26 protein-coding genes, 1 pseudogene and 2 CRISPR repeat arrays (1 of these 29 running past the window's edge) are annotated in these 26,884 nt (G+C 68.1%); of the genes and pseudogenes, 12 read left to right on the forward strand and 15 right to left on the reverse strand.

Features of this window, described 5'->3' with window-relative positions; translation table 11 throughout:
- A CRISPR array of direct repeats spans nucleotides 1-1,065; the repeat unit is 29 nt; unit sequence GGGAACAGCCCCGCGTCTGCGGGGAGCAC; it begins 2 nt to the left of the window's first position.
- Between the two features lie 98 nt (nucleotides 1,066-1,163).
- From cas2e to OG552_RS17395, 8 genes are all read right to left on the reverse strand, one after another.
- The gene (gene cas2e, locus OG552_RS17360) at nucleotides 1,164-1,514 is read right to left on the reverse strand and encodes a type I-E CRISPR-associated endoribonuclease Cas2e (protein ID WP_329133924.1); all 351 of its coding nucleotides are present in this window, start codon (nucleotides 1,512-1,514) and stop codon (nucleotides 1,164-1,166) included.
- Nucleotides 1,515-1,524: 10 nt separating this feature from the next.
- A complete protein-coding gene (gene cas1e, locus OG552_RS17365; protein WP_329133926.1) occupies nucleotides 1,525-2,469 on the reverse strand; it encodes a type I-E CRISPR-associated endonuclease Cas1e in 945 nt (314 codons plus the stop codon).
- On the reverse strand, nucleotides 2,466-3,161 hold the full coding sequence (gene cas6e, locus OG552_RS17370) for a type I-E CRISPR-associated protein Cas6/Cse3/CasE (RefSeq protein ID WP_329133928.1): 696 nt from the start codon (nucleotides 3,159-3,161) through the stop codon (nucleotides 2,466-2,468). The genes cas1e and cas6e overlap by 4 nt, the downstream gene beginning before the upstream one ends.
- Nucleotides 3,161-3,838 carry a type I-E CRISPR-associated protein Cas5/CasD gene (gene cas5e / locus OG552_RS17375; RefSeq protein ID WP_329133930.1) on the reverse strand — a complete coding sequence of 226 codons (678 nt, stop codon included), beginning with the start codon at nucleotides 3,836-3,838 and terminating at the stop codon, nucleotides 3,161-3,163. Before cas5e ends, cas6e begins: the two co-directional genes overlap by 1 nt.
- Nucleotides 3,835-5,031 carry a type I-E CRISPR-associated protein Cas7/Cse4/CasC gene (gene cas7e / locus OG552_RS17380; RefSeq protein WP_329133932.1) on the reverse strand — a complete coding sequence of 399 codons (1,197 nt, stop codon included), beginning with the start codon at nucleotides 5,029-5,031 and terminating at the stop codon, nucleotides 3,835-3,837. The genes cas5e and cas7e overlap by 4 nt, the downstream gene beginning before the upstream one ends.
- Nucleotides 5,032-5,084: 53 nt before the next feature.
- Nucleotides 5,085-5,759, reverse strand: coding sequence for a type I-E CRISPR-associated protein Cse2/CasB (gene casB / locus OG552_RS17385; protein ID WP_329133934.1), 675 nt, complete (start codon nucleotides 5,757-5,759; stop codon nucleotides 5,085-5,087).
- On the reverse strand, nucleotides 5,759-10,315 hold the full coding sequence (casA, locus tag OG552_RS17390) for a type I-E CRISPR-associated protein Cse1/CasA (RefSeq protein ID WP_329133936.1): 4,557 nt from the start codon (nucleotides 10,313-10,315) through the stop codon (nucleotides 5,759-5,761). Before casA ends, casB begins: the two co-directional genes overlap by 1 nt.
- Before the next feature lie 149 nt (nucleotides 10,316-10,464).
- A CRISPR array of direct repeats spans nucleotides 10,465-11,411; the repeat unit is 29 nt; unit sequence GGGAACAGCCCCGCGGGTGCGGGGAGCAG.
- Nucleotides 11,412-11,613: 202 nt separating this feature from the next.
- Nucleotides 11,614-12,180, reverse strand: coding sequence for a hypothetical protein (locus tag OG552_RS17395; RefSeq protein ID WP_329133938.1), 567 nt, complete (start codon nucleotides 12,178-12,180; stop codon nucleotides 11,614-11,616).
- A 146-nt stretch (nucleotides 12,181-12,326) separates the two neighbouring features.
- On the opposite strand from OG552_RS17395, the gene OG552_RS17400 reads away from it, so the two are divergent.
- Nucleotides 12,327-13,247 (forward strand): FkbM family methyltransferase, encoded by a 921-nt coding sequence (locus OG552_RS17400; protein WP_329133940.1) that lies wholly within the window; start codon nucleotides 12,327-12,329, stop codon nucleotides 13,245-13,247.
- Between the two features lie 67 nt (nucleotides 13,248-13,314).
- Here OG552_RS17400 and OG552_RS17405 read toward each other — a convergent pair whose 3' ends face one another.
- From OG552_RS17405 to OG552_RS17420, 4 genes are all read right to left on the reverse strand, one after another.
- Entirely contained in the window at nucleotides 13,315-13,794 is a 480-nt protein-coding gene (locus OG552_RS17405) for a DUF6907 domain-containing protein (protein WP_329133942.1), read from the reverse strand.
- On the reverse strand, nucleotides 13,785-14,615 hold the full coding sequence (locus OG552_RS17410; protein WP_329133944.1) for an ATP-binding protein: 831 nt from the start codon (nucleotides 14,613-14,615) through the stop codon (nucleotides 13,785-13,787). Before OG552_RS17410 ends, OG552_RS17405 begins: the two co-directional genes overlap by 10 nt.
- Nucleotides 14,612-15,307 (reverse strand): GntR family transcriptional regulator, encoded by a 696-nt coding sequence (locus OG552_RS17415; RefSeq protein ID WP_329133946.1) that lies wholly within the window; start codon nucleotides 15,305-15,307, stop codon nucleotides 14,612-14,614. The genes OG552_RS17410 and OG552_RS17415 overlap by 4 nt, the downstream gene beginning before the upstream one ends.
- 263 nt (nucleotides 15,308-15,570) lie before the next feature.
- On the reverse strand, nucleotides 15,571-15,849 hold the full coding sequence (locus OG552_RS17420) for a hypothetical protein (RefSeq protein ID WP_329133949.1): 279 nt from the start codon (nucleotides 15,847-15,849) through the stop codon (nucleotides 15,571-15,573).
- 79 nt (nucleotides 15,850-15,928) lie between these two features.
- Here OG552_RS17420 and OG552_RS17425 point away from each other — a divergent pair, with 79 nt between their 5' ends.
- Nucleotides 15,929-16,684, forward strand: coding sequence for a GntR family transcriptional regulator (locus tag OG552_RS17425; RefSeq protein WP_329133951.1), 756 nt, complete (start codon nucleotides 15,929-15,931; stop codon nucleotides 16,682-16,684).
- Here OG552_RS17425 and OG552_RS17430 read toward each other — a convergent pair.
- The 3 genes from OG552_RS17430 to OG552_RS17440 all read right to left on the reverse strand — a co-directional run bounded on the left by OG552_RS17430 (nucleotide 16,674) and on the right by OG552_RS17440 (nucleotide 19,482).
- On the reverse strand, nucleotides 16,674-17,786 hold the full coding sequence (locus OG552_RS17430; protein WP_329133953.1) for a hypothetical protein: 1,113 nt from the start codon (nucleotides 17,784-17,786) through the stop codon (nucleotides 16,674-16,676). The genes OG552_RS17425 and OG552_RS17430 overlap by 11 nt on opposite strands.
- A 143-nt stretch (nucleotides 17,787-17,929) precedes the next feature.
- Nucleotides 17,930-18,697 (reverse strand): glycosyltransferase family 2 protein, encoded by a 768-nt coding sequence (locus OG552_RS17435; RefSeq protein ID WP_329133955.1) that lies wholly within the window; start codon nucleotides 18,695-18,697, stop codon nucleotides 17,930-17,932.
- Nucleotides 18,694-19,482, reverse strand: coding sequence for a GntR family transcriptional regulator (locus tag OG552_RS17440; RefSeq protein WP_329140891.1), 789 nt, complete (start codon nucleotides 19,480-19,482; stop codon nucleotides 18,694-18,696). Before OG552_RS17440 ends, OG552_RS17435 begins: the two co-directional genes overlap by 4 nt.
- 494 nt (nucleotides 19,483-19,976) lie before the next feature.
- Here OG552_RS17440 and OG552_RS17445 point away from each other — a divergent pair, with 494 nt between their 5' ends.
- The 10 genes and pseudogenes from OG552_RS17445 (at nucleotide 19,977) to OG552_RS17490 (ending at nucleotide 26,875) form a co-directional block, all read left to right on the forward strand.
- Complete coding sequence (locus OG552_RS17445; RefSeq protein WP_329133957.1) at nucleotides 19,977-20,132, forward strand: hypothetical protein; 156 nt, start codon at nucleotides 19,977-19,979, stop codon at nucleotides 20,130-20,132.
- Nucleotides 20,129-21,280 carry a hypothetical protein gene (locus OG552_RS17450; RefSeq protein WP_443070951.1) on the forward strand — a complete coding sequence of 384 codons (1,152 nt, stop codon included), beginning with the start codon at nucleotides 20,129-20,131 and terminating at the stop codon, nucleotides 21,278-21,280. The genes OG552_RS17445 and OG552_RS17450 overlap by 4 nt, the downstream gene beginning before the upstream one ends.
- Nucleotides 21,281-21,308: 28 nt before the next feature.
- Nucleotides 21,309-23,381, forward strand: coding sequence for a cell division protein FtsK (locus OG552_RS17455; protein ID WP_443070952.1), 2,073 nt, complete (start codon nucleotides 21,309-21,311; stop codon nucleotides 23,379-23,381).
- A gap of 103 nt (nucleotides 23,382-23,484) precedes the next feature.
- Nucleotides 23,485-23,736, forward strand: coding sequence for a hypothetical protein (locus tag OG552_RS17460; RefSeq protein ID WP_329133961.1), 252 nt, complete (start codon nucleotides 23,485-23,487; stop codon nucleotides 23,734-23,736).
- A gap of 24 nt (nucleotides 23,737-23,760) precedes the next feature.
- A complete protein-coding gene (locus OG552_RS17465; RefSeq protein WP_329133962.1) occupies nucleotides 23,761-23,949 on the forward strand; it encodes a hypothetical protein in 189 nt (62 codons plus the stop codon).
- A 17-nt stretch (nucleotides 23,950-23,966) separates the two neighbouring features.
- Nucleotides 23,967-24,191, forward strand: coding sequence for a hypothetical protein (locus OG552_RS17470; protein WP_329133964.1), 225 nt, complete (start codon nucleotides 23,967-23,969; stop codon nucleotides 24,189-24,191).
- Nucleotides 24,192-24,217: 26 nt separating this feature from the next.
- Nucleotides 24,218-24,763 carry a hypothetical protein gene (locus OG552_RS17475; protein ID WP_329133966.1) on the forward strand — a complete coding sequence of 182 codons (546 nt, stop codon included), beginning with the start codon at nucleotides 24,218-24,220 and terminating at the stop codon, nucleotides 24,761-24,763.
- Complete coding sequence (locus tag OG552_RS17480; RefSeq protein WP_329133968.1) at nucleotides 24,763-25,065, forward strand: DUF6303 family protein; 303 nt, start codon at nucleotides 24,763-24,765, stop codon at nucleotides 25,063-25,065. The genes OG552_RS17475 and OG552_RS17480 overlap by 1 nt, the downstream gene beginning before the upstream one ends.
- Before the next feature lie 158 nt (nucleotides 25,066-25,223).
- A pseudogene (locus OG552_RS17485) lies at nucleotides 25,224-25,394 on the forward strand (helix-turn-helix transcriptional regulator); the annotation flags it as partial.
- A 62-nt stretch (nucleotides 25,395-25,456) separates the two neighbouring features.
- Complete coding sequence (locus tag OG552_RS17490) at nucleotides 25,457-26,875, forward strand: tyrosine-type recombinase/integrase (protein ID WP_329133970.1); 1,419 nt, start codon at nucleotides 25,457-25,459, stop codon at nucleotides 26,873-26,875.
- The last annotated feature ends 9 nt before the right edge of the window (nucleotides 26,876-26,884 follow it).

Genomic DNA, 26,884 nt, shown 5'->3' on the forward strand with positions numbered 1-26,884 from the left:
GAACAACCCCGCGTCTGCGGGGAGCACGACAAGCCGGCGGACCTTCACTACGCCTTCGTGGGAACAGCCCCGCGGGTGCGGGGAGCACACGCACCCGGCGATCTTCCCGTTCGTGGACGAGGGAACAGCCCCGCGGGTGCGGGGAGCACGATGTCGGCGCCGATGGTGCCCGCGCTCTCCGGGGAACAGCCCCGCGTCTGCGGGAAGCACCAGACGAGTTGATCGGCGCCATCCTCAGCAGAGGGAACAGCCCCGCGTCTGCGGGGAGCACGACTGCGGCGAGGAGGTTGGGCATCGCGGCGAGGGAACAGCCCCGCGTCTGCGGGGAGCACGGAGCGGTGATGGACATGAGGTGCCCCTGTCAGGGAACAGCCCCGCGTCTGCGGGGAGCACGCCGCAGGACATGCGGCGCGCGGCCCGGCCTCGGGAACAGCCCCGCGTCTGCGGGGAGCACTACCAGCCGATCCGCCGCCGCGCGGAGCGCAAGGGAACAGCCCCGCGTCTGCGGGGAGCACCACTGGGCAAGGCATCGTCCCATCGGAGACCGGGGAACAGCCCCGCGTCTGCGGGGAGCACATCTCCACCGGGATCGCGGCGCCGATGGTGGCGGGAACAGCCCCGCGTCTGCGGGGAGCACCCAGTGCATGGGTGCCGTCGGCGTCCTTGGCCAGGGAACAGCCCCGCGTCTGCGGGGAGCACTCGGACCACAGCGTCGTCTTGCTGGCCTGCCGGGGAACAGCCCCGCGTCTGCGGGGAGCACCGGCCGGTCAGCGGGGTCGCTGGTTTCTGCGGGGGAACAGCCCCGCGTCTGCGGGGAGCACCGTCGGGCGCAGCCGCCGCCGGTCCACATCTCGGGAACAGCCCCGCGTCTGCGGGGAGCACCCGCATGGGCGACAGCTTCCGGGCGACGTCCAGGGAACAGCCCCGCGTCTGCGGGGAGCACGACCCGGCGGCAGGCTTCACGGCCGCGGCGTAGGGAACAGCCCCGCGTCTGCGGGGAGCACAGGACTGACCCCGTCGTAGGAAAGATCGCGGAGGGAACAGCCCCGCGTCTGCGGGGAGCACAGTGCGCGACCTGCCGCTTCATCCGCCGAGTGCAACGTTTTTACTTACCTTCGAAGATTCCGACATTTCGACCAGTTGCTCCAAGGAGACAGCCTTGCTCACCTCCCGAACCTCCTCCGCTTCGCCGCCTTGCTCCACCCTGCTCCCGGCTCGGGCGCACGCCCCGCCGCGGACCCCGCCGACGGGCGGTGGATGAGAGTGATGCCTTCGTGGTCGATCGGATGCCACGCGTGGTCGTAGGTGCGGAAGGTGTAGCCCTGCTCCGTGTCGGTCTGGTGGGCGAGGAGGGCGCGGCCCTGGTTGGCGTACTGGCGAACCTCGTCCCAGAGAAGGTCACGGATGCGGGCAGAGGGGGCGCCCAGGAAGACACCTGGGGAGATCTCCAGGAGCCAGCGGGTGAGGAAGCCGCGAAGTCCCGCCGGGCAGTTGGTGAGGACGATGACGGTCATGGGGAGGCCCTCACCAGATGATCTCGGAGTCGTAGTTGCGACCGGCTTCGACCTCGGCACCGTGGTCGGACTGGAGGGAGACCCGGTCCGCCGAGCCTTCGGTCTCTGCCTCCTCGTAGCGGAGTAGGCCCTTGATGTCCTGGACACAACGGTCCAGCAGCCGCCTCTTGTTGATGCGCTCGCGCAGTGCCCGCCGCGTTCGTGCCGCGACATCTTCCGGACCTTCCGCCGCAGCATCGAAGGCCGCGGGGATGGCGACTTCGGTCTTGTAGAGATCGGCCACATCAAGGACGAACGACCGCTCGTGGCCGGAGTGGACGAAACCGAGGCCGGGTGAGCAGCCGATCGCGGCCACGACCGCGTGCGCGATGCCGTACATGCACTGCGCCGCGGCGGTGACAGCCTGGTTCGGAGGGTCGGCCGCGGCAAAATCATCGCGGTGGAACTCGCGCCGTCGCCAGGGGACACCGGTCCGAGTGGCCTCGCTGTGATAGCACTCCTTGACCCGGCGGCCCTCCATGCTGAGCAGTTCCTGGCGTGTGCGGCCAGCCGGGTCTTCGCCGGGGAAGCGGAGCCGGTACATCGCGCGGGCGACGTCCAGGCGGGTACGGAGGTTGGCCCACGCGGTGGCTTGCGCCTCGACGAGACCGGAGGAGCGGGTAAGTGCGCGCCCACCTGCGTAAAAGCGCACGCCGTGCTCGCCGACCCAGACCACGCCGGCCCCGCTGTCGCCGAGAACGGACATCGCCTGGTGGGTGATGCGGGTCCCGGGTCCCAGGAGCAGCGTGCCGATCGTGGCGGACGGGATGTGTGTGACGCCCTCGGCGTCCTCCGCTGTGATTGCGTTGTCGTTGCGGTGGACAACGCAACGCTCCAGGTAGATGAACGACAACCGGTCGCCGACACGGGCGAGTTCGCGAGGCGTTGCGGCCCCGCGCCGTCCAACGTTGCTCATTGGACTGGCGCCAGCGTCATCAGCCCGCAGCCGAACGCCTTCGCCTTGCCGATTCCCTGAGTGAGGGCACGCCTCAGTACGGCCGGGTCCGTGACGGTGAGCCGGCCATCGAAGGTGACTGCCGTCACCGACACCGTCCGGCGCTCGGCGGCCTTGGCGAATCGGAGATCCCGCTTGTCCCGAACAACGAGTTGCAACTCATCCCCCTCGGGCAGGAGTCGGTCTTCCGGCGGCTTCTCCACGACGGTGAAGCCGTTCTGCTGCTGGCGTTCGAGGAGCCACGCCTTCTGGTGCTTCGCGGTGAGATGCGCGGTCCGTTTGGTGGGCTCTTCCGGCACACGCCGGATGCTGTGGACCGGATTCGCGGTCAGGCGGAACGCCCACGTGCTTCCCACAGTCAGCTGGTCAAGAAACGTCCCGTAGTCGTAGCTCTGCCAGCCCGGAGTCTCGGAGGCCGGCCAACCGGCCTGCTCCACCAAGTGCGTGAGGTCGGGCCTGCGCGGACTGACGATGAACAGCAGAACCTCGGACGAGTTGCGGTCGACCCGCCACAGCACGCGGGGTCCTGAGCCGTCCCGCGTGAGCCGTCCCGGGAAGGACATGTCGACCGCGGCGTGCATCCGGCGCGGTGAGCCCAGAAGTTCGCGGCCGTCGCGCCGCGCTGTGTTGATGCGGAAACGGGTCAGATACATCAGACAGTTCCCAGGACGGAGGTCGGGTCGTGGTCGGGCGGTACTGCGGTCGCGGAGGTGGTGACTCCGCGCAGGCTGTAGCGCCGGTGGCGTTTATCGAAGGTGATGGGTGCGTCCCTCAGACTGAAGTCGGGCTCCGCATCGGGCCGACAGTCGAGGAGCAGGCCCAACTCCGGCTCGGAGTGCCTCTTCTTGAACCAGTCGGACGCTTGCCACGGCGCCCGCTTCAGCGCCTCGACGAGATCCAGTTCGTCGTGAACGCCGAGGTCCACAGGCGCTGACGGCGGGCACGACCTGCGTCCGAGATAGGGCAGATAGACGGGGGAACGGACGGCCGCGTACAACTCCGCGATGACACCAGGCGATCCCTCCACCCCAGCGACGAACACCGCATCGGCCACATAGAAGCGCTCGGAGAGCGGCATGGACTTGCCAGTCACGGCGTGATGAGCAGTCTGGAAGTCCCGCACACGGGTGCCCGGTTGGTCGATCCGCACGCCGAAGCCGAGTGCCACCAGATCGGAGAGGTCAGCCTCCCGTTCCCGCCCTTGGGCAGCCGCGAGGAGCCCGAGCACGCCGCTCTTGGTTGGCGCATTCTCTGTGGTGCGGCGCACAAACCGAGCTGCGGACCCCCACGACTGAAGCGGGCCGGCCAGCCTCAGCAGGAGCACGCTCACGCCTGGGACCCGCTGGGACCCGCGGCCTCCAGCCGCAACTCCACCACGGCCCCCACGGACTCCACGAGATCCGCGAGATTCGTCTCCGGGCCAAGAGCGCTCAGGGATTCGGCATCATCCCCCACCCGTACGATCCAGGTGCCGTCCGCGTCCTCGACTCCGTACGCCCGCTCCAGTTCGGGGACGTATCGAACCAGTTGCTCGCAGGCGGCCCGGACGTAACCGCCGTCATGCAGCGGAACGACGGCACGCTCGAAAGCCGCAACGAAGCTGATCGGGCGCTTGGTACGGAGCTTGACGATGATGGCTGTCGGCAGGGTGTGGTTGCCGAAGGTGTTGACCTTGCCGGTGGGAAGCGAGGTGACGAAACCCTCGACGAACGCCTCCACGGCCCGCCGGGTGGGGGTGCCGCCGGCGCCCAGGTTGGCATGGAGCCGGTCGACGTCCAAAGCCGCGTAGCGGTACAGGGTCGAGGAGTTGAAGTCGACGACGCCGATCATCCCCGCGCCGGTCTCGGCGTCGGTATTGCGGTCGTCAACCGCCGTGAAGTAATCCGACTCGTTGTCGACGGCGTGCACGCTGATGGCGTGGGCAACCTGTGTAGCGGCCTCTACGTTGAGGTCAGTGGCGTCGGCGACCATCCGGCCGAAGAGCGCGATATCCACCGAATGCCGGCTGTCGACGAGTTCGCGTGCGCGCGCCTTGTTCTCCCTGGCTCTGAAGAACTCCTTGAGCACCGCAACCTCGGCCTTGCCCGCCGCGCCCTCGATCGTCAACTCGGCCAGCGCTTCCAACTGCCCCGCGCTGAGGAACATCAGGTACGAAGACTCCGGCGCCGGCGCCGCCTGGTCGTCCTTCACCTTTCGCTTCGGCACGTCGATCTTGGAGCCGGTGGCGGTGCGCAGCGTCTCCGCCGCCAACTCCAGGGCCACTTCCCTGTCCAGGCCCGGCTCCAGAGCCACCAGCCGGACGCCGAGCGTTTCGGCGACCTTCTTCGTGCGAATGCCCAGTTCGGAGGGGTCGAGCAGCTCGCCGAACTTCGTCCGCGTGGCCCTCTTCCACGCCTGGCTGGATACGCGGGACCTGCGGACTCCTCCGTATATCGCGGTCTTGGGCGAGCCGGTGTCGTCCCGGTTGATGTTGCTCGGCGGCACGGTCTGGAGAATGTGAACATCAAGGATGGTTCTGGTCACGACGGATGTGTTCCTGTCCGGTGATCGGGAGTGGTTCAGTCCTGTCATTTGCTCTAGCCGCGGGCAGCGTCGGCGAGGTGGAACTCCCGCCCCCATTCGCGGCGTACTTCCGCGCGGTAGGCGGGCAGTTGCCAGCGGTGGACCTGGTCGGCGAGCAGGGCGTAGTCGAGACCGAGGCCCTCACGGCGTAGCAACTGGACTATTTCGCGCAGCCGTTGAGTCATAGCTTCGAGGGACGATGCCGTGCCGACGCGTACGAAGCGTCTGCGCAGGGGCTCATTGAGTTCCGGTTCGGCCTTGACGATGGCGTCCTGGACACCTGGCCGTGTCTCCGCGGCGGTCTGCGACCTCAGGGTGTCCGGCGCCATGAGGACCCGTACGGCCCGCCCCAGGCTGTTGCCGACGACGTGCATGTCAGCTTCGCGGTGGGACTGCTGGTGAGACGCCCACAGCGTCACGGCCAGATGCAGGGCTTCCTCGGCGCGATCATGGTCGAACGCGCGCTGCTCAGCGGCGGGCAGATCGGCCAGCAGCACAGCCAGTTCCGCGGTACTGGTCAGTCCCCAGAGGTCCGGAACGTCATGCGCGGATCGGCCGGCGCCGCGCCGTAGCCGGGCGAGCGTCGCGACGGCAGCGGGCCGGTCCTGCCGGTATCCCTGCTGCAGCCGACGGATGAAACGGTCCGTCGCCGTGCCCACCAGTGCGTACGTGCGTGGCGTGGTTGTCATCATGAGGGTGACCCCGTCAGTTCGTCGTCTACGGTCTCGGTCACCGCGTGCACGGTGTCAGGCCGCCCAGCTGCGACTTTGGGCAACACCGCACGGAGCCTGCGGCGAAACCAGAGTTCTGCTTGCGCATCGTTGATCCAGCGAACTCCACCGTCGCTCAGCTCGACGTGACGGCCCTCGGCTGCGGCCGGGCCCGCACTGTCCAACAGGCGTCGGCCCAGGTCCTGTACGAGGGTGTGGACGGTCTTCTGCCACGCGGCTCGGGCCTCGTCCGGATCGCCGGCAGCTCCGAGGCCCCGCAGCCAGTTTCGGTACGGTTGGTCGAGTTCGGCGTACCCCATGTCCCGCGCGGTGTCCTCGGGCGGGGCGGATTCGGACCCCACAGCCTTGGCAAGGTTGCCAGCGAGGTGTCCGAGGGCTCTGACCGCCTCGTCCACGTCTGTCACCGCGTCCACCGCAGCCCTGCCGTACTTGGGACGCTCCTCATGCAGGACGATCACCGGCAGCACCACCGCGTCGTCCACGATCTCGTCGATGACGGACTGCTGAGTCCCGTAGAACGCGCCCACTGTCCTGGTACGCAACAGGCCGTGCCGGGGAAGATATCCTTCGTAGGAAAGCCGCGCCAGCCACTCGACCACTGGCGGCGGCAAAAAGTCCTCAGCCTCTTGCCGCTGTTCGCGGCCCTCGCGCTGTCTGCCCCGATCACCGAGCAGCGCCGCCAGGCCGCGCCATGCGGCACGGCTGGGATCATGCTGCCGCGGCATGTAGACCTGTTGCAGGTTCAGCTTCTTTTCCTGCGGCTTGCTGCGGCGCCAAGCGGTCATGGGTTCGCGATGCTGCTGGTTGTGCGGCGGGAGCGGATCGCCGTACGCGAGGACTGCGCCGGTGACCCTGCCGTCCTCGACGTGAAGGCGGACCCGGCGGCTCTGCCAGGTGTATAGGTCGCACGGGCCGGACGGGCGGGGGTCGTCGGGGTCCCGCTCGATCTCAGCAGCACCGGATGGCTGGCGGCGCCATGCCGGGAGATCGTTCCCTGCGGCCTGCATATCGTTGTCCCTGCTGATCAGGTTGAGCAGCAGCGTCTCGCGCAAGGTCTTCCCCTCGGCGAACACCCCGCCGAGGTTTCCGGCCCAACCGACACCCTGCGGATAGCCCTTGCCTCCCTTAACCCGCGGATCGCCCACCGCTCCGGACTTGATCCCTGACACGTCGAAGGCATGGACGTGCACCAGCCACCGAGACGCCTCAGCGAACTCCATTTCGGCCGGGCCCGGTTGGCGCATGCTGAAGAACGCATCACCGTTCGGGACGTCCGCGACGACGCGGTTCAGCGGACCTGCCTCGTTCTTCTCGGTCCGGAGGTCGGCGACCTGGAAAAAGGGAGTCTCCGGGTGAAGGAGGTCGAACCGGTCCCGGTGCCGTTCGAGGTAGGCGGGCACGGCGGCGAACGCGTCGTCCGCTCCCCACAGTTCGCCCCAGGCGTCGATGTCCTCAGGACCGTTCAGAGCGTCGTGCAGGATGGCCAACAGGAGGCGGAGCAGTGCGAACTCCTGAGTCGGTACGTCGCCGACCAGCCGACGCAGAGTCCCTGCTTCGGCGAAGACGTCCAGCAGGGAGAGTTCGACAGTTGCCCCGTCGAGCCGCTGTACCGGCAACCATGGCCGGGAGATGAGATCGAAGGAAGGGACGGTATCGGCCTCTCGTGTGTCGTGCGCTCCGGTGGATGCCACCGTCAGACCGGTGGCCGGGCTGTATGCGATGTCAAAGCCGGCCAGGCGGGCCCGCCCGTCCTCATCAAGGACAAGGAGCAACTCGCCCGCCAGCCAGGGGCATTCCTTGACCTGCCAGGCAGGAATGCAGAACTTCTCCAACTCCTCGATGGTCCGGTCGATGACCCAGGGCTTCGAGAACTGCCAGGGCAGCGTCAGTGAACTCGCGGCCACGGCACGCGCCGTTTGGGGCGTCGGCACGGCGTGCTCGGGAAGTTCCCGCCCACCCCGGCCACGGTCCAGCCACTTCGCCGTGGTGAGAGTGCCGTCCCGGCGGCGCTGAACGACCAGCACCTCTACACTCTCCTCGCCGTCCCGTACCTGGGCCTTGCCCTCACGGGTGTCGTCCGCATCGCCTACGCCCGCGTCCACCCACCCGATGACCGGCCTCCCCGCTTTCCGCACCGGGCCGAGACGGAAGACTTCGGCGCGATCCCGCTTCCGGGCAAGCAGCGACCGATAGGAAGCACGCGACTCGCCGATTTTCGCGGCCCACACCGCGGATCCGACCGATCGCTCGCTGTAGACAGCCTCAACCAGGGGAGCGATGTCGGCTGGAAGTCGGACGGGACGCCCGTCGAGATGAGGGCCCAGAGCGGCAAGGGTGCGGAGCAGCAGGTACGGGCCCTCGTAGACAGCCATCGAGCCGCGTACGGGTTCCGGTAGTTCGCTCGGCCAGTCGATGACGCCAGTGACGAGGCAGCGCGCTCGGCGGAGCTTGGCCGGGCGGTCGCGGGGGTGCCGGTGCAGCCGTCCCATCCGCTGCAACATCAGGTCGACCGGGGCGAGATCGGTGACCAGGAGGTCGAAATCAACATCGAGCGACTGCTCGACGACCTGGCTCGCCACGACGATGTGCGGCCCGGCCGGTCGGTCGCCGTCCGGGCCGAAGACACGGAGGAGTTCGGCGTCCTTGTGTGCCCGGTCGGCCGCAAGGAAGCGGGAGTGCGCGACCGTGACTCGGTCTTCGCCGAACCGCTGTCGCAGGCGGTCGGCAGCCTCCAGCACGCGGTCAACGGTGTTCCGCACGACCAGGGCACAGCCGCCGTCGCTGAGTTCCCTGGCCAACCGCTCAACCAGCGACGCCACGTCGTCGTCCAGCCGCTCCACCTGGACGTCGATGTCTCGGCCGGAATCAGCGGACGGGCAGGCCACCAACCTGATGCCGTCATGGGAGACGGCGGTGAGCAGCGGGTATTCCTGATCGGCGTCGAGCGTGGTCTCTAGGCCGGTGTATGCCTGGAAGAGCGCCTTGCGACGGCCCCCCGGGAGCGTCGCGGACAGCAGGACAACCGGCACGCGATACGCGGCCAGCCACTCCAGGACGCGCTCCAGGTACGTGTTCATGTAGGCGTCGTAGGCATGTATCTCGTCGATAACGACGACCTTGCCGGCGAGAGCCAGGTGACGCAGCGCGAGATGGCGGCTCTTGAGCGCGCCGAAGAGCACCTGGTCGATGGTGACCACCGAGAAGGAGGCGAGGAGACCCTTCTTCCGCCCGCGGAGCCATTGGTGGGCCTGGAGCCCTGCAGGGCTCGTCCGCGTCTTCGCGCCGGCCACAGACAGGGATTGCGTCCCGTCGCCGTCGACTGCCTCAATGCGGCGACTTCCCTTGCGTACGAGACCGGCCCACTCGTCGTTCAGGGCGGCTTTCGCGTGCCCGAGGAACACCGAACCGCCGCCCGGCTGATGATCGAGCCAGGTCAGCACGCGGCTGAACATGGCGTCGCTTGTCGCCCGGGTGGGCAGGGCGATGAGGCAACCTCCGGCGCCGGTGCGCGCGGCGAGGATCTCGGCGGCGGCCAGGGCAGCCTCCGTCTTCCCTTCGCCCATCGGCGCTTCGATGATCAGCAGGCCCGCTGGATCCATCTCTCGGGCCATCCGTACGGCCTCTTCCTGGACAGGCCGGATCTGGGCGTATGGCGGCAGGTCAAAGCGTGTGGCAAACAACTCCCCCGCGCTGCATGTTGGTTCGGCGGGAGCCCAGGCGGGCGGCAGATCCAGCCCGCCCCAAGCCGCCGCGAGTCGATCGTCCCCGACCGAGTCGTAGGGGAACAGCTCTGCCGAACTGGCGATCCAGTCCGACAGGATCACGATCGCGGTGAGCAGGATTTGTACGGGCTGGGACAGCTTTACCGTCCCCCAAGCAGCGAGGCGCTCCTCGACGCCAGCGGCTCGCGCGCACGCGTCGAGCAGCTCGTACTGCACCGCTTTCCAGCGCGTTTCGCTCGGCCCGCGGGTCCTCAGCAGCTGCGGGTGCACGTCCAGGTCGTGGATCTTCTGGTGCCCGGGAGGCACACCGTGGTGCCCTCCGGCCACAACGGCGAACGGCCCACTGACGCGAGTCGACCAGCCGTGTCGTTCGGCCAACCACTCCTGGATCAGCAGTTGCCCGGCCAATCCGTGCGGCGCCAGCTTCCGATCATCGCCGAACTGCTTCTGAAACGGCATCTCCAGGCCGGCATCCCGCATCCGCTGGGCCAGCCCCTCCACCTGGCAAGCGAACGCCGGCGTCGCCTTACCCGTGTCATGGCTGGCGGCCAGCCAGACCGCCAACCGCCTCGCGTCGTCGCGTCCTTGAGGCATGGCCTCCGCGATGAGCGCTTTGACGTTCCCCGGTAGCCAGGTGTCCCACAGCTTTCCGCCCACGGCCCCGCTGTCGGCCATGTGCTGCCACAACGGCAACCAGCTCTCGGTCTTGCGATCGTGCTTCCCCCACGCGCGCCGGGCGGCCACCGACAACCCGGCAAAGTCGCCGCCGAGGCTGGCGGGGCTCTGAATCATGCGGGTATTGGACACCCAGGGCCTCCGAGAAGGAGTGATGATCTGAGTAATAGATCGAAAATGATCGCTTCTGACCGAATTGGAAACGGTTCTGCGATTCTTCGGCGCAGGCAGAGGCCCTCGGTCCAGCCGTGGACGTGCTCGGCGGTGGGAACAACCCCGCGGGTGCGGGGAGCAGTCGATCCACACCGCGGACCCGGAAGTGGGCGGGGGAACAGCCCCGCGGGTGCGGGGAGCAGGGCGACGGCGATCATGGCGCGCCGGAGCCTGCGGGAACAGCCCCGCGGGTGCGGGGAGCAGCAGTTCGACGTCAGCCAGGGCGTATGCCATGCGGGAACAGCCCCGCGGGTGCAGGGAGCAGCTCGTGACGGGCAACACCGGCGGCACGTACCAGGGAACAGCCCCGCGGGTGCGGGGAGCAGGGTTGAGGGCGATGACGAGCGGGCGGTGGCCGGGGAACAGCCCCGCGGGTGCGGGGAGCAGAGCGTGCAGGACCCCGGTCCGCCACAGTGAGAGGGGAACAGCCCCGCGGGTGCGGGGAGCAGTGGTGTACACGGTGCAGGGCAAGGGCACGTTCGGGAACAGCCCCGCGGGTGCGGGGAGCAGGCCGCCTCGCCGACGAACTCCCCGAACTCATCGGGAACAGCCCCGCGGGTGCGGGGAGCAGGCCCGTGCGGCCTCGGCCTGTTCGGCGGTCCAGGGAACAGCCCCGCGGGTGCGGGGAGCAGGTCCCACCCTGCGGCTGCAAGGTGGGGTCATCGGGAACAGCCCCGCGGGTGCGGGGAGCAGCACGCGCGGCTTCGAAGACGCGCTGACGGCGCTGGGAACAGCCCCGCGGGTGCGGGGAGCAGGGGGTCTTCACGCGTCCTCCTTCGCCGAGATCGGGAACAGCCCCGCGGGTGCGGGGAGCAGACCGACATCGCACCTGCCCCACTGCCGGAGATGGGAACAGCCCCGCGGGTGCGGGGAGCAGAGTTCGCGGGCTTCGTCGGCGCGTTTGCCGAGGGGAACAGCCCCGCGGGTGCGGGGAGCAGGTCAACCACATGGATCGGGTTCTCCAGCTGGTGGGGAACAGCCCCGCGGGTGCGGGGAGCAGAGGAAGTGAGCAGGCAGTTTAGGCGCGCGCACCGTCGTTTTTACTCAGGAGTCGAAATTCCGGCATTCCGGTTGTTCCGGCTACGGATACCCCGCTCAAGGCCGGGAGAAGCAGATGTCCAGACGCCTGAACGTAAGGCCGCCCTGCCTCGTGCCTGAGCAGCACCCTTCCGTGACTGCTTACGTCCTCATTCGGCGCCATCTCACCCCTCCCCGTCCCGCCGCGCTGGCGGAAGCAGTAGGTCCCGTTCCGGGTGGGCCTCCCCCGTGACGGAACCGCTGACGCCGAGGTCTTCGCGGGCGGCCTCGTGGAAATCGTTGATGGCTCGGAAGACGGCGCGGTTGCGGTCGCGCCACTCCCCCAGCGTGCCCGGGGTCCTGCCAGTCGCCTGCCAGTCCACCTCGCGCGAGGCGGCGTTCAAGGCGTGAGCCGCCTCGATCACCTCGTCGCCGGCCAGCAGCATGATCCGCTCGAAGGCCCGGCCCTGTAAGCGGATCGCGTCCGCGACCTGCGTACGGAGCTGCGGCTCCGGGTCGTCGCTCGGGCGGATGCCCTCACGGTGCTCGTACAGCTCCACCGCGAGGAAGACGGCCGCGCGGACGCGGTCGACGTAGTTCTCGTACGCGTCGAGCTTCTTGTCGTCCCAGCGCGTCAGCAGTTCGCGGCGGATGCGCTGCCGCTCGGTCCAGTAGTTGGTGGCGTACGTCGAGAGCGCGCCCAGCAGCACCGCGGCGATCGTCAAGAGCTGTTCGGAGCTGTCCACGCGCATCCCCCGGCCCCGCGAGTCGTAAAGACGTCTTGAGGATTTTAGGAGGAGCGGCGAAGGCTTGGGGCCGGCTTCGGCGTACTGGCCTCGCAGGACACGCCGGGCTGCGGTGTTACGGTGCGCAGGGCACCCGGCGGAGAGGCGTACGCATGAGCAACCCCACTTCAGAGGCGCTGGTCACCCTCGGGCGGTGGTACGTGCGGAGCGCCCCCGTGACGATCGGCAAGGGCGCGCTCGCCGGCGTGCTGAATCCGCGGCTGCGGGACGAGCCGCGCCGCCGGGTAACCGAGTCCGCCATCGGAGCCCGGTTCGCCGTTGATACCCAGGACCTCATCCAGCGCTACCTCTACCTCTTCGGCGTCTGGGAGCCACGGATGACGCAGTGGCTTCGGCGTCGGCTCGCGCCTGGGGACACGTTCGTGGATGTCGGCGCGAACATCGGCTACTTCAGCGTGCTGGCGTCCCAACTCGTCGGTCCCGAGGGGCGCGTCGTCGCCATTGAGGCATCGCAGGACTTCCAGGACCGGTTGGCTCAGAACGCCCACCTCAACGACTGCACCAACATCCGAGCCGTCCACACTGCCGTCTCCGACAAGCAGCAGACCCTTACCTTCATACTCGCCAGCTCGAACAACATGGGCGCCAACAGCATCGTCCCGTACGACGGCCCCGCGGAGTCCACCTTCGACATCGAGGCGTTCCCACTGCCTGATGTCCTGGAAGAGGACGAGATCGCCAGGGCCCGGGTCGTCAAGGTGGACGTGGAAGGCGCGGAGGGCAGCGTCGTACGCGGGATGGCGCCCTTGCTCGACAAATTGCGGCCCGACGCCGAGGTCACCGTCGAAGTGACCCCGGAGCGCATGGCGCAACTCGGTGACGACGTGGTGGAGTTGCTGGACACCATGCGCGAAGCCGGCTTCAACGTCTACCGGCTCGCTAACGAGTACGCGCCGACGTCGTACCCGACCGCGCTGCGCGGCCCGGCCGCTGTCCCCGTCCGCTGGCGCGGCCCGATCACCGGGGAAAGCGACCTCATTTTCTCGCGGGTCGACGCCGAGACGCTGCCGTAAGCACCTCGCCCTCCGGCTGCCGCAAAGCGCGGTGGCGGGAGGGCGAAGGTGTGTCGCTCAACTGCGCTCAACTGCGGTGGTGCGCAGCCCAGTCCGCGCGTGCCGCCATGAGTGCGGGCCGGACCTCGTGGTCCAGGCGATCCGCCTGGGCGCGGAGCTTGCCGGCGACATCGGCGAGACCTGCCGGATCGAGACCGTTTATCCAAAAGTCCGCGATGACAGCGATGTTTACGACCGGGACACGGAGGTTCGGATCTTGGGCGTAGGGGCTGCACTCGATGTTGCCCCAGAGGATGTACTCGGTGCTGGACTGGCCATCTCCAACGTCCGAGGTCTCGGTCCCCGTCTCCATCGACGGACAGCGAACCGCCACGAACTGACCGTCGAAGGGCGCTTGGTGGCTCATGTCGGCCATCACGACAGCCAGTCGTCCGAGTGGAACATCGGTTGCGGTCGGATCACCCTCGGCCCACGCAGGGAGGTAGCCCGTGACTGCGTGGTCCACGGTCGTCTCGATGGTCCACGTATGAAGGAAATCTACGGGCACCGCCGAACTGTTGGACGAGGGCACGGAACTCGATGGCGCGGAGCCCGCAGAAGCTTCGTTCCCGCGCTGGGACTCGGTAATACGGCTAGCTCCGGCAGCTCGCCTTCTGCACCGACGACTGCCCATACCAACTTCCCGACCCCGTCTCGTTCGCTGACTCCCCAGCGGGATCCCGTAACAGCATCGACCAGGCTCAAACCGCGGCCCGATTCCGCATCGGCGGCGGCTTTTTGAAGCACCGGCCGGGACTCGTTGGTGTCGTGCACCTCGATCCGTACGCCCGCGCCTATGCACTTGTACCGCGTCTCAATCTCGCGCCCTTCCGCCGGGATTCCGTGGCGGACGGCGTTGGTGAGGAGTTCGGACAGGACGAGTTCGGCCTGGTCCGCCAACTCGCCCAGCCCCCATGCTTCCAGGGCGCGGCGCAGTTCGTGGCGAGCCGGCCCGACGGATCGAGGGTCGTGCGGCCATCGCCTCACCACGCACGACGAGTTCGACAGCTCGCGCGCGTACAGCCGTCTGCTCACCGCCACGCGCAGCGTGTCCCGGAGGGATTCGCGCAACCGCCTTCCCGCGAAGCGCAGTTCGTCGTGGCTGGCCTCGGGGTTGTCCAGCACGACATGGGCAATGTCCAACACCTGCTGCGCCGAGTCGAGCTGAACCTTCTCAACGTCATCGGCGACGGCAGAGAGGAAGCCGCCGGCGGCGCTCAGGTAAGCAGGCTTCCCCTCCGAAGTCGTCCACGGAAGCAGACGCGGCAGTGCGGATTCCGGACTGGGCTCAGGGGGCCTGAAGGGGTGGGCCGTTGGGGTGTCGGTCATGGCGCTTCGGCTTTCGTGTTGATCCGGGTGAGGAAGGCGACCTCCGCGCGGTCACCAGGGAGGACGAGCAACGAGAACGCGACGATGTGGCCGTCGTCCGCTGCCACGGTCCGTTGGACCGCGAGGACAGGTGTACGGGCGCCGATGCGCAACGACTGTGCTTCCGCCGCGGAGGGGAACCGGGCGGTGACCTGGTCGGTGCTGGTCAGCGGCGCCGACACCGCCGCGGTGAGGATGTCGTCACCCCAAGGGGATACGCCGACGGGCGAATCGTGGGCGCGGCTTGCGGTGTGCGGAACGTAGATGTGTGCGACGCACTGCGGGGAGTCGGCGCGGTGGGACAGGCAGGTGTACTCCGTGATCGGGGTATCCGGTGAGATACGCAATCGGGTGGCCAGTTCGCCGCTGGCCGAGATGTCAGCCCAACTCACTTGCACGTGGAGGTCATTGCCTCCGGATCCCGGATAGGTGAGGCGATCGGACGGCAGACGGACGTAGTTGCCGCGGCCCTGGAACTTCTCGATCAGTCCCTCGGCACGGAGGAGTTCGAGGGCGTCGCGGAGTGTCGGCGTACTGACGTGGTACCGAGCGGCGAGCCGTGACTCGGATGGCAGCCGCTCCCCCGCAGGGTGCATGCCCGATGCGATGAGGCGGCGCAGATCGTCGGCAACTTGCTGGTGGCGAGCGGTCATAGTGTCTGCGCCACGTCTCTTGGGCGGGATTCCGCACGGCGCCGCGCCCATTCCTCGGGCGTGAGGAGGTACGGGCGGACGACGGGTTGATCGTCCGGGTGCGGGAACAGCAGCGCGGGCTGTCGCCGTAAGCCCGCGCTGGCCGGTTGGCTTATGCGCGTGCTCAAAGGCAGGTGTTGGCGATGAGTTCCCGTAGCGGTAAAGAGGTGCCAGGTGATCCGGGCGGCGGCTCGGCGGAATTGATGGAACACGGCGGTCAGCTCCTAAGGCTGATCTTGTGGCGTCTCGGCGGCGTCGGCGGGAGCGGGGGCGTCCTTGCGCACGGCGGCCCATACTGAGCGGCCCCGAGTGGTGGTCACGAGGCCGAAGGAGTCGGCCGTTTCGAGGAGAGCCAGGAGGGCCGGCCAGGTCTCCTCCGGAAAGGGCTCGGGCACCCGCGCCTCGATGGATGTGCGGTCGGCGTACTCCTTCACTTGCGGTACGAGTCCGGCGGCGGCGAAGCGCGCGGCGATGTCGGCGATACGGGCGTCGCGTGGTGGCACAAGGCGTCCTCCGTTGCCGAGTGAGCACCCTCTGTGATGCTAGTTAACTAGATTAGAGCTAGTGGACTAGATTGTCCACATGCCTGATCAGCCGCCGTACCTCCGCATCGCCGACGTGCTCCGCGAGCGCATCGCCAACCGGGACTGGATGCCCGGGGATCGCCTCCCCTCGCGCGCCGAACTCGGTCAGCAGTACGGCGTCGGCGACAACGTCATACGGCGCGCACAGGAGTTGCTGATCTCGCTGGGAGTCCTCGAGGGCCGGGCCGGCTCGGGCACGTACGTGGCCGAGCCACGCGAGCGACTGCGGATGGTGCGGTCGATCTACCGCGAGCAGGCGGGCGGTTCGCCCTTCCAGTCGGACATGGCGGCGCTCGGTCGGCGGGGGACGTGGGAGAGCCGCACAGACGCCAAGGTTCCGGCGCCGGCGGAGATCGCGGCCCGACTCGGCATCGCCGAGGGTGAGTTGTGCGTGCGCACGGCCTACGAGTTCCTGGCGGACGGCAAGCCGGTGCAACTCTCGACCAGTTGGGAACCGTACGCGCTGACGGCCGGCACACCGATCGTCCTGCCCGAGGGCGGTCCGCACGCCGGGGCGGGCGTGGTGCGGCGGATGGCGGAGGTCGGCGTCACGGTCAGCCGCGCGGTGGAGCAGCCCTCACCAAGGGCGGTGACTGCCGAGGAGGCCGCGCTGCTCGGCGTCCAGAAGGGCACGCTGGCGACGCACATCGTGCGGACGTACTACGCGGAAGACGGCCGGCCGGTGGAGACGGCGGATATCGTCGTACCTGCGGCGACCTGCGAGATCGTCTACGAGGTCCCGGTTACGCATTAGTTGGTCGACTGGCTGCTGAATTCCTCGCACGTCCCAGCACGTCCACCCGTAGTGACCCTCTACGCTCCATCTCGTCACCCATCCTTCGAACCTTTCTCCTAACTCTTTCCCCAAACTTCCCGGGATCCGCGTGCCCGGCATATCTAGCCGCCGATTCCCACGACCTCTCCGAAGCATCCCATGAGTCGGATATCCATGAGAATACAGTACGACGCTCAATCGGTTTTAGCCGCATCAACAAATCACAAATACCCTTGTCAATTATTGGCATCACCAGGCGCTCTGTGCGCCCCGGGTCTCGCGGGTCAAGATCCGGAGAAAAAATCTGAACCTCCGGCGAAACCTCGCCGACGATCGCATCGATCAGCGCACCGTGCCCGAGATCCTTTTGATCGACGAGCGAATCCAAGGAGCCTACGTACTGATAATTCAGCTGGAGCTCCCCTAAAGGCTTCCATGCAGAGTTCTGCCTGCGTATCAGCCTCTTGAAATTTTCGATGAACCGATCATCTGACTGGCGTTCCGCTATCCAGTCGTCCATCAGGAGTGCGCTTGCAACCGCCGCACGCCGCCTCACAAGGTAATCCCGGCCGATGTACTGGCAAATGAATCTATCCAGCTCGCCAAGATCGCCCGAAAGAAAACAGCCCCTGGTACGTATCGCGTCATCGTAGATCGAATACTTCGAGACCATGAGGTTGATCGCGGAAATACCGAATGGGTGATAGTCGATCTCCATCTCCAGACCCCGCGAACAATGGATCCGCACCATACTCCCGTCCTCGTACTCAAATGCAGAGGTCAGGAGATCACTCTTCTCTCCAGACCCCACGCCGACACCCAAGAAGGAAACCCTCGAGACATGTACATAATCACCGATGGGGCCAGCCAAATCAGAATGCCTCAAGCGTGCGGATTCGAGAGATGCGGAGTCGATCCACTTCCCCTTTGTGTAAGACACCGCTATCGGCACTCCCCCGCTCGTCACAAAGAAGATTGAACTTTTCGCAAGCGACTGGGATACTTTCACACCCGTGAATTCAACATCCGAGACCGGATATAATTTCTCGGGCATTCCAAAGTATTCACGCCAATCGGGCATAGGGGACACCTCGCTGCGTCGGGACTCTCTACTTACTAGCTGTCTGAACAAGCCCCAGCGGCAATTTTTTGAGACCTTGAAGTGAGAGTGCCTCGCCTTGCCCAGATACTGGACGCCACAGACGACTCGTTATCGTCAGCCCGTCAGACCCACGGGTGCCGCCGCGACTGCGCAGCCAGGGCAAGGACACGTTCTGCAAGGATTGCTACCCGCGCAGCCCACTCCCCCTCGTCCATGTGCGAGTTCTGCGCGGTCGCCTGGCCGGGCCACTTGCGGTAGAAGAGACCGTATTCCCTGGTGAACCAGCCCGGGGATACCGCGTTGAGGGCCAGCAGAAGGCCGGTGTCTTCCGAGGCGGGGAGGGCCATCCAACCGCCCAGCGCCAGCAGGAGGTTATGGCGGATGAAGAGGGTCGCCGGGTGGACCTGGGCGCGGTAGCCGTTCGCCTTCCAGTGCTCGTAGACGGTGCCCTTTGCGATCGGGCCGTCGTCCGGGTCCTGGTCGAAGCCGGCCGTTGAGCCGTCGGGCAGCAAATCCAGGACGCGGGACGTCGTCCAGCCGAGTTCCGGGTCGGCCTCCAGCAGCGCGAGGTCGCGGGCGAGGGCGCCCGGGGTCAACTGGTCGTCGGCGTCGAGGACTTTGACGTAGGGCCCGGTCGAGTAGGCGAGGGCCATTGTGCGGGCGACGCCGGGCCCGCCGGGCCGGCCCTGGTGGAAGGTGATGCGCGGGTCGTCCGGGACGTGCGGCGGGACCTCCGCGCCCTGGCCGTCCTCCTGGATGATCCAGTGCCACTCCCAACCGTCCGGGAGTTCCTGCGCGCACAGCGATTTGTACGCCTCCGCGAGGAAGGGCGCCGAAGGCGCGTGCACGGCGGTGATGACGTCGATGCGGCGAGCCGGCACGCCGGTCACCACCTTTCCAGGCGAGTGGTGAACAGCATTTCCGTGCGGTCGCCCGGCAGGATCACCTCGGAGTGCTCGACCGGACGGTCATCGGTGTCGTACGACGTCTTGCGCAGCACGATGACCGCCGTGCCCGGCGGCAACGCCAGTTCCTCCGTCTCCTCAGCCGTCGGCGGCCGGGCCGTGACCAGCTCTTCCACCCGGTCCAACTCGATGCCGAGCGTGAAGAGTTGGCTCTGCGTACCGCCAGGCCAGGGCTCGTTGGCGGCGTCCAGGAGAGCGGGGTTCGCGGCGACCAGGTCGCGTACGAGGTAAGACCGTACGAGCGTGAACGGCGCCGGCTCCGCGCGGTACCGGGTCCGGTACGTACGCTCGACCAGCGTCGTACCCACCGGGACGGCCAGCGCCTCCGCGATCTCGGGCGCCGCCGGTACCTCCTCGTAAGCCGCGCGGAAGACCAGGTCATCCACTTCGAGACCGGTGTCGTGCTCGGTGGCGCCAGTCTTCGCCCGCTCCGCCTCCGGGTCCCGGGCCCGACCCTTCTCCCACTCGTGGCGCAGGTTCGTGCGGCGCACCTGCGTACGCGGTCGGCGTACGAAGTTGCCGCGGCCGTGCTGCTTCTCGATCAGCCCCTCGGCCTGCAACAGGCTCAGCGCCTGGCGAATCGTCGGGAGGCTCTTGCCGTGCTCCTCAACGAGCACCGTCTCGGCCGGCAGGCGGTCGCCTGGGCCCAGCTCACCTGCGCGGATGCGATGACGTAGATCGTCAGCGATCCGTTCGTACGCCTTGGCCATGGGGCTCACCGTCCTGATCATCGGGCGCCTTCAGCATACAAGTCCTCAAGAGGTCTTGACGAGTTAGTGGCCATGCCTCATAGTTTCTCTTACTCCTAAAGAGAACTTGAGGACAGGATCTCTAGAGGACCTGAACGGCCGGAGAAGCCCCCGGACGGTCCGCCCAGCGGCCCCGAAGGCAGCGTCCGCACCTTGAAAACTCCACAGAGCGCCTGAAACGAACGAGTGCTTTTGATCCCGGCACGGCCACCGCCACCTCGGCGTCGGTCGGTGCCGGAGGTCATGACTACTCGTCCCGTGGCGGCCGGCAGTCCAGCGCCACCGTCACCCGTCCCCATCTCGTTACGTCCGAGGTCAGGAGAGTCATGTGTACGTGTCCGCGTCGCTGCCAATGCGGCGACGAAGCCGATTTAGCCGAACTCCCGGGCCACTTCCGGGACTTGTTCCGGGGGCTCCCGGGGGAGCCGACCGACCAGCGGGCGGCGCGCCTGGCCGTGGCCCGTGAAGTGCTCGCGGAGCTGCTGGAAGCGGGCGCGGCGGACGACATCGCCATGCAGGACGCGCTGTTCGCCGTACGGCTCGGCGGTGCCGAGTTGATGCGGGCGGACGGTCGTGCGGCTCCGGCGGCGCGGCCGAAGGAGGCGGCGTGAACGTCCTCTCCGCTGTCGCCCCCGAGGCCCGAATCACGTACGTCCTTGCCGCTCTTGTCATCGTTGGCATGGTTGGCATGATTGCTGTTCGGCATCTTCGGGAGGGCGCCCCCGCGATCCGGGTTGCCGCCCTGGCCGCGGTCGGCTGCACGGCCTACAGCGCCGATACGTCGTGGCGGTTCGCCGCCGACTACCTCGACATGGCCGGCGTGGTTGAACGCGGCGCGATGTTCGGTGCAGCCGAACTCGCCCTCTTCGCAACGGCGTTGATGGCGCGGCAGAACCTCAACGGTCCGAACGCGGCGCCCGGCGTTCCAGGGGTACTGGTCTGGGTGATCACCGGCGTGCAGATCATCCCGGCGTACGCCGAGTCGGGGCCGGTGGGCGGCACGGTCCGGGCGTTCGTCGGGCCGGTGATGGCGGCCATGCTGTGGCATCTCGCCATGGGCATCGAGCTGCGGCACCGTACACCCGAGGCATCGTCCAACGGCTTCGGAGCGCTGCTGGCGAGGGAGTTGCGTGAACGGTTGCTCTCCCGGCTCGGCATCGCCGAACGCCAGCGCGACGCCGCCCAGATCACCCGCGACCGCGCCACCGTACGAGCGGTCACTCTTGCCGCGCGGCTCGCCGAGATCCCGGCGCAGCGGCGAGCCGGCCGGCGCGGGCGCCGTATCGCCCACCGCCTTTCCGCTGCGGTGGCCAGGGCCTCCGTCGGCACCGACGACGAACAGCGCCACAAGCTCCTCGATCAGCTCGCCGCCCGGCGGAACGCGGCATCGCTCGCGACGATCGCCCTCGCGTCCCCCTGGACCCCGGCGCCGGACCCGTCCGCCTCAGCGCTGGCCGGCCAGGTCCGACGGCAGATGGCTCAGGCCACGGCGAACGTTCGCCATTACCCCCGGCCGATGTTCACCGATCCCAGGCCGGACGCCGATGCGCGTCCGCCTGAACGTCCGCCCGCCAAGCTCGCCGCCGCCGAAGCCATGGCCGCGATCGAAAGCGGCTGGGCCGCCGGGCTCAGCGTCCGCGAAACCGCCCGGCGCGCGACCCGGGCTCCGAGCTACGTCCACACCGTGTTCGTCCGCCTCGACGCCGAACGCGGTCCGCGTCCGGTGAACACCCCGAGCACACCCGAAGCGAAGTCCTGATCCCGTCACCGGCCAGGAGGAACAACCAGTGCAGCAAGATTCACCGGTACCGATACCCGATTCACCCCTCCAACTCCTCGTGGACAAGCCCCCGAGGCCGGCGCGCGTGGAGAGCACACTGCGGGGTGCCCGCCGACGCCCCGTCGTCCCCACTTGGGCGCACTCACGCCAGGAGTTCACCCTGGCCGCCCGCGGTGTCGCCGTGTACGGGTGGCACGTCGCCGCCTATCACGCGCTGCGCACACCGTGGTACGTCCTTCGCCTCACCCTCCAAGCTCCGCGCGGCTCCGCCCGGTTGATGCGGGGCTCGCTGCGGTGGCTGTCCGACGCGGAAGGTGAGCCGTTGCGGCACGGGGCCGCCGCCCGGGAGGACGTTGGCGAGTACCTGAAGCTCTCGCGGCAGCGCGATCGGCGTGTGCGGTGGCGTACGGTCCTCGGCTTGGCGACCATGATCATCGGCACTGCAATAACCTGCGCGCTGTACGTACTTGCGCCGGAGTGGCTGCTCATCGTCTCCGGCGCCATCGCCACCCTCGCTCTCGGTCGGCTCGGCCAAGCCGCCGATGCGCCCGTTATCCACAGGGCTGTGGAAATTCCGCGTGCCAGCCGGCTCACGAGCGACATCGTGCTTCGCGCCCTCGGCGCTCTCGGCATTCCGGCCATCAACCAGGCCCAGGCAAAGGGCAGTCCGGGCTTCGGCTTCACCGCGCCGATCACCCGCGACGGCCCCGGCTGGCTCGCCGAGGGCGATCTCCCGTACGGCGTCACGGTGACCGATGTCATCGACCGACGGGAGAAGTTGGCCTCCGGACTGCGGCGCCCGCTCGGGTGCGTCTGGCCCGAGACTGTGCCGGACGAGCACACCGGCCGGCTCCGGCTCTGGGTCGGAGACCAGGACATGTCCCGGACGCGCCCGCCCAAGTGGCCGCTGTTGGAGGGCAAGCCGCTCGATCTGTTCCAGGCCCAGCCGTTCGGCACCGACCAACGCGGGCGCTGGGTCGCACAGTCGTTGATGTACGTGTCCGGAATCATCGGGGCCGTCCCCCGGATGGGTAAGACGTATCTCCTCCGCCTGGTCCTGCTGATCGCCGCGATGGACGTGCGCGCCGAGATCCACGCGTACGACCTCAAGGGCACAGGCGATCTCTCCGCCCTCGCCCGCGTCGCCCACCGCTACCGGGCCGGCGAGGAAGAGGACGACATCGCGTACGCCCTGGCCGATCTCCGCGAGTTGCGGACGGAGTTGCGGCGCCGGGCAAAGGTCATCCGCGAACTCCCGAAAGACCTCTGCCCGGAGTCGAAGGTGACCTCCGCGCTCGCCGACATGCGCAAACTCGGTCTGCACCCCATGCTGATCGGCGTGGACGAGTGCCAGAAGTGGTTCGAACACCCGCTGCACGGGGCGGAGTTCGAGGAGCACTGCACCGACCTGGTCAAGCGCGGCCCGGCCCTCGCAATCACGCTCCTCCTGGCCACCCAACGGCCCGATTCCAAGTCCCTTCCGACCGGCATCTCCGCGAACGCCACGGTCCGTTGGTGTCTCAAGGTCATGGGCCAGATCGAGAACGACATGATCCTCGGCACCGGCTCGTACAAGCGCGGCATTCGGGCCAACACCCTTGCGTGGGGCGACAAGGGAATCTGCTGGTTCGTCGGTGAGGGCGCCGACGCCCGTATCGTCCGCTGCGTTGAGGTCAACGCCCCCACCGCCGACGACCTGGCAGTCCGTATCCACGGGCTACGGAAGCGGGCCGGCACGCTCACCGGCCACGCGCTCGGCGAAGAGCCTGCGGCGGACCGGCCCTCGTACGACCTTCTCGCCGACCTCGCCGCCGCTTTCCCGTCCGGCAAGGCGAAGGCATGGAGCGAGGACATCATCGTCCGCCTTGCCGAACTCCGAGCCGACGTCTACGGCGAGTGGACACCCGAGCAACTGGCGAGCGCCGTCAAGCCGTACGGCATTCGCAGTGTCCAAATCTGGGGCACCACCGATGACGGCAAGGGCGTGAACCGGCGGGGGCTGCGTCGTACGGACATCACCGAAGCGACCGTCCGACGGGACGGCCCGACGGGCACCGACGCCAGCACCGACCCCCGCTAGGTCTAGCAGCTCTGCTAGCAGCCCACATGCCGCTTGGCCTGGCTTCTAGCCACTAGCGGCCCCGCTTCCGCACATCCTCATCCCGCCCTGAAAGGGGCCCTGGATGCTCTCTCTCGCCACCGCTGTACCGCTCGTCCTCGTCGCACTCCTCGGGTACGCCGCCCTCTGCGCGCTCAGCCCGCTCGGCATCTGCCGCAAGTGCGGCGGCTTCGGCTTCAAGGTCCACCAGAACCGACGCGGGCGGCTCGTCCGCGGCAAGACGTGCCGTCGCTGCCGCGGCTACGGACAACGCGTCCGGATCGGCCGCCACCTCTACAACCTCGTCTCCCGGCTCCACCGCGAAGGCAACAACTAGCCCACCGCACAAGGGGGAACACCCATGGCCTTCACCCTCTCCGCCCTCGTCCTCTTCGGCGTCCTGCTCGCGCTGCTCATGCGCTACCGGGCGGTCAGTGCCGGCGCCGCGATCGTCGCGCTGCTGTTCGGCTTCTACCTCGCCCGCAGCGGCGCCGCACCGTCCGTCGACCACATCATGACCGCCCTGCGCGACGCCGTCCCCGGCAACTGACCACGAAGGGAAACGACATGTGCACCCCGCCCCGCATCTCCCTGATGGCTGTCGCGGAACTCCGCGATGTCCTGACCGCCCTCGAACACGGCCAAGGTCCCACCGCCATCGCCGCGTTGATGTCCATCGATCCCGAGTCCTGGCAGGCCATCGAACAGCGACTCGCCGCCGTGGGCACCGACCTCCGCACCGCGTTGCTCAGCACCGCCCCGGGCAACCCCGTGCTCCAGCACCTCGTCTGAGCCCGACCGACTCAACGGAGGACCCCATGACCGCCTGGCACGTCACCCTCACCGCCGGCGTCCACGCGCTGGCCACCACCGCCCGCGAACTCCGTGCCGCCCACCAGCACGCGACCCACGCCCTGTGGACCACCGATCCGACTCGCGTCACCCCGGCCCCGGGCATCGTCATGTCCGCGGCCGGCCCCGTACGCCCCCACGAGCACACTCTCCGCCAACTCACCACGCTCTACACGAGGTTGGAGCAGCAAATCCGCGAGCTGTACGAGGCCGCCACGCTCGCCTACGCCTACGGCACCGCCCACACCCTCACCGCCGTACTTCGCAACGAGCGCCCCCGCCACGCCCCGGCCAGCCCGGACCCGGTGCTCCCGGACCTCAGCCAGTCCCTCACCGTCCGCGCCGGCGCCCGCGACCTCGCCGCCCTCCGCGGCCGGCTCCTCACCGCCCGGGACAACGAGAGCCCCGACCTGGCCGACACCGCGTGCGCCTACGGCGAGCGCGCCGAACGTACGCTCCACCACCTGCTCGACCTCGCCAAGACCAACGGCTTCCTCACGAAGGCGAGTTAATGCCCGTGCGTCTGATCCACCCGCTCCGCGCCCACATGATCACGTCCTGGGACGGCACCGAATGGCAGGTCTTCGTCGCCCTCCCCGACGAATCCCGATGGCCGCACGTCCCGTTCCCCATCACCGCCGGAGTCTCCAGCCCCGCAGCTCGGAACGCCGCCCTCGAATCGCTCGGCTACGCCCCGATCGCCGACGACCACCACACCTGGGAGTGGATGGAAACCACCTTCGAGGGTGACCCCGACGGCACCGTCTCCCTGATCGCCACCACCACCGTCACGCCCAACACCCCGGACGACTGACCAGCCCGGAGCAGCGGCCCTCGCGCCGACGAAACCCGCTGCTCCGGCCCTCCCAGCCCATCAAAGACACAGGAGGTGCCAACAGGATGCCGCACACCCCGTCGCCACCGCTCGGGCTTCGGCCGAGCGGGAGTCAGACGGCATCGGCACGCCGCAATCTCAAGCTCCCCGAAGTCCTCGACGAACTCGGCATGTCCCGCGCTGCCTTCTACCGGCTCCGCGCTCGGGGCAAGGGGCCGAGGTGCATCAAGCTCCCGAACGGTCAGCTACGCGTTCGCCGCAGCGACCTCGACAGGTGGCTTGAGCAGTACGAGGAAACCGCCATCTGACTCGCACCGGGGGTGCCTCCCTCTCGTCCAGGGGCGCACCCCCCTCCTGTTGGAGGTCCGTCATGCTCACCTATGACGTGAAGATCTGGAGTATCCGCAAGCGTCCCAATCGGGCCAACCCCTATCAACTCCGCTGGAAAGTCGGTCCCCAGCCCCACTCCAAGAGCTACCGGGTGAAGGAACAGGCCGACGGCCGACGAACGGAACTTCTGAACGCGCTCCGCGACCGTGAGCAGTTCGACGTGACCTCGGGGCTGCCCGCGTCGGAGTTCCGCCGGTTGCAGTCACCGACCTGGTATGCGCACGCGAGCGGTTACGCCCGGATGAAGTGGCCGAGCGCCTCGGCCAAGCACCGGGCGGGCATCGCGGAAGCTCTCGCAACCATCACGCCGGTCCTCGTCCGTGACACCCGCGGCGCCCCCGCCCGAGGCGCGCTGCGGATCGCGCTCTATGCGTGGGCCTTCCGCTTCGTGCGGGACGAAGGCTATGGTCAACTAAAGCCGCGGTATCAGATGGAGGAACCGCAGGCCGAGATCGCCGCCGCCTTGGACTGGATGAGTCGGAAGTCGGTTGACATGGCGGAACTCGATCGGGCTGCGACATTACGTACCGCCTTGGATGCCCTGTCGCTCCGGCAGGACGGTGCCAAGGCCGCCGAGACCACCATCCACCGCAAGTACACGGTGTTCAGCAACGCGCTCCGCTACGCGGTCGAATGCGAGGTCTTGGCCGCGTTCCCGCTCAGCAAGGTGGATTGGCAGCCCCCGGACACGGACGACGAGATCGATTTCCGTTACGTCCCCAACCCCCGACAGGCTCGAAGTCTGATCGCTGCCGTTCGCGAGCAGGGGCCGCGCGGTGAGCACCTGGAAGCGTTCTTCGGCTGCCTCTACTACGCCGCGATGCGGCCCGGAGAAGTGGCGGCGCTCAGTGAGGCTGACTGTGTGCTGCCAGCTCCGCCTGCCGACGGCGGCCCCGAGACCAAATGGGGTGAACTCGTCCTCGCCGAGAGCCGCCCCGAGGTCGGTGCGGGGTGGACGGACGACGGACGCTCCTACGAACAGCGGGGCCTCAAGCGGCGAGCCCGCAAGGCCACTCGCTCCGTACCGGTCCCGCCCGTACTTGTGACTCTGCTCCGGTCGCACGGGGCGAACTACGGCACCGCACCCGACGGCCGCCTCTTCCGCGCGGCGGGCGGTGGCCGGGTCCGCTCCACCGAGTACGCCGACCTCTGGAAGGCGGCCCGCCAGAAGGCCCTCTCCCCGGAGGAAGCAGCCACACCCCTCGCCGAGGTCCCGTACTCCCTCCGCCACGCGGGCGTCTCCCTCTGGCTCAGCTCCGGTGTTGAAGCCACCGAGGTAGCCCGCCGCGCCGGCCACAGCGTTGCCGTCCTCTACCGCTTCTACGCGAAGGTCATCACCGGCCGCCGGCATCAGGACAACGAACGCATCGCCCAAGCTCTCGCGGAAGACGCTGGATGACAGGTGCCT

Origin of the sequence: Streptomyces sp. NBC_01476 (genome assembly GCF_036227265.1) — a bacterium.
Lineage (GTDB): Bacteria > Actinomycetota > Actinomycetes > Streptomycetales > Streptomycetaceae > Actinacidiphila.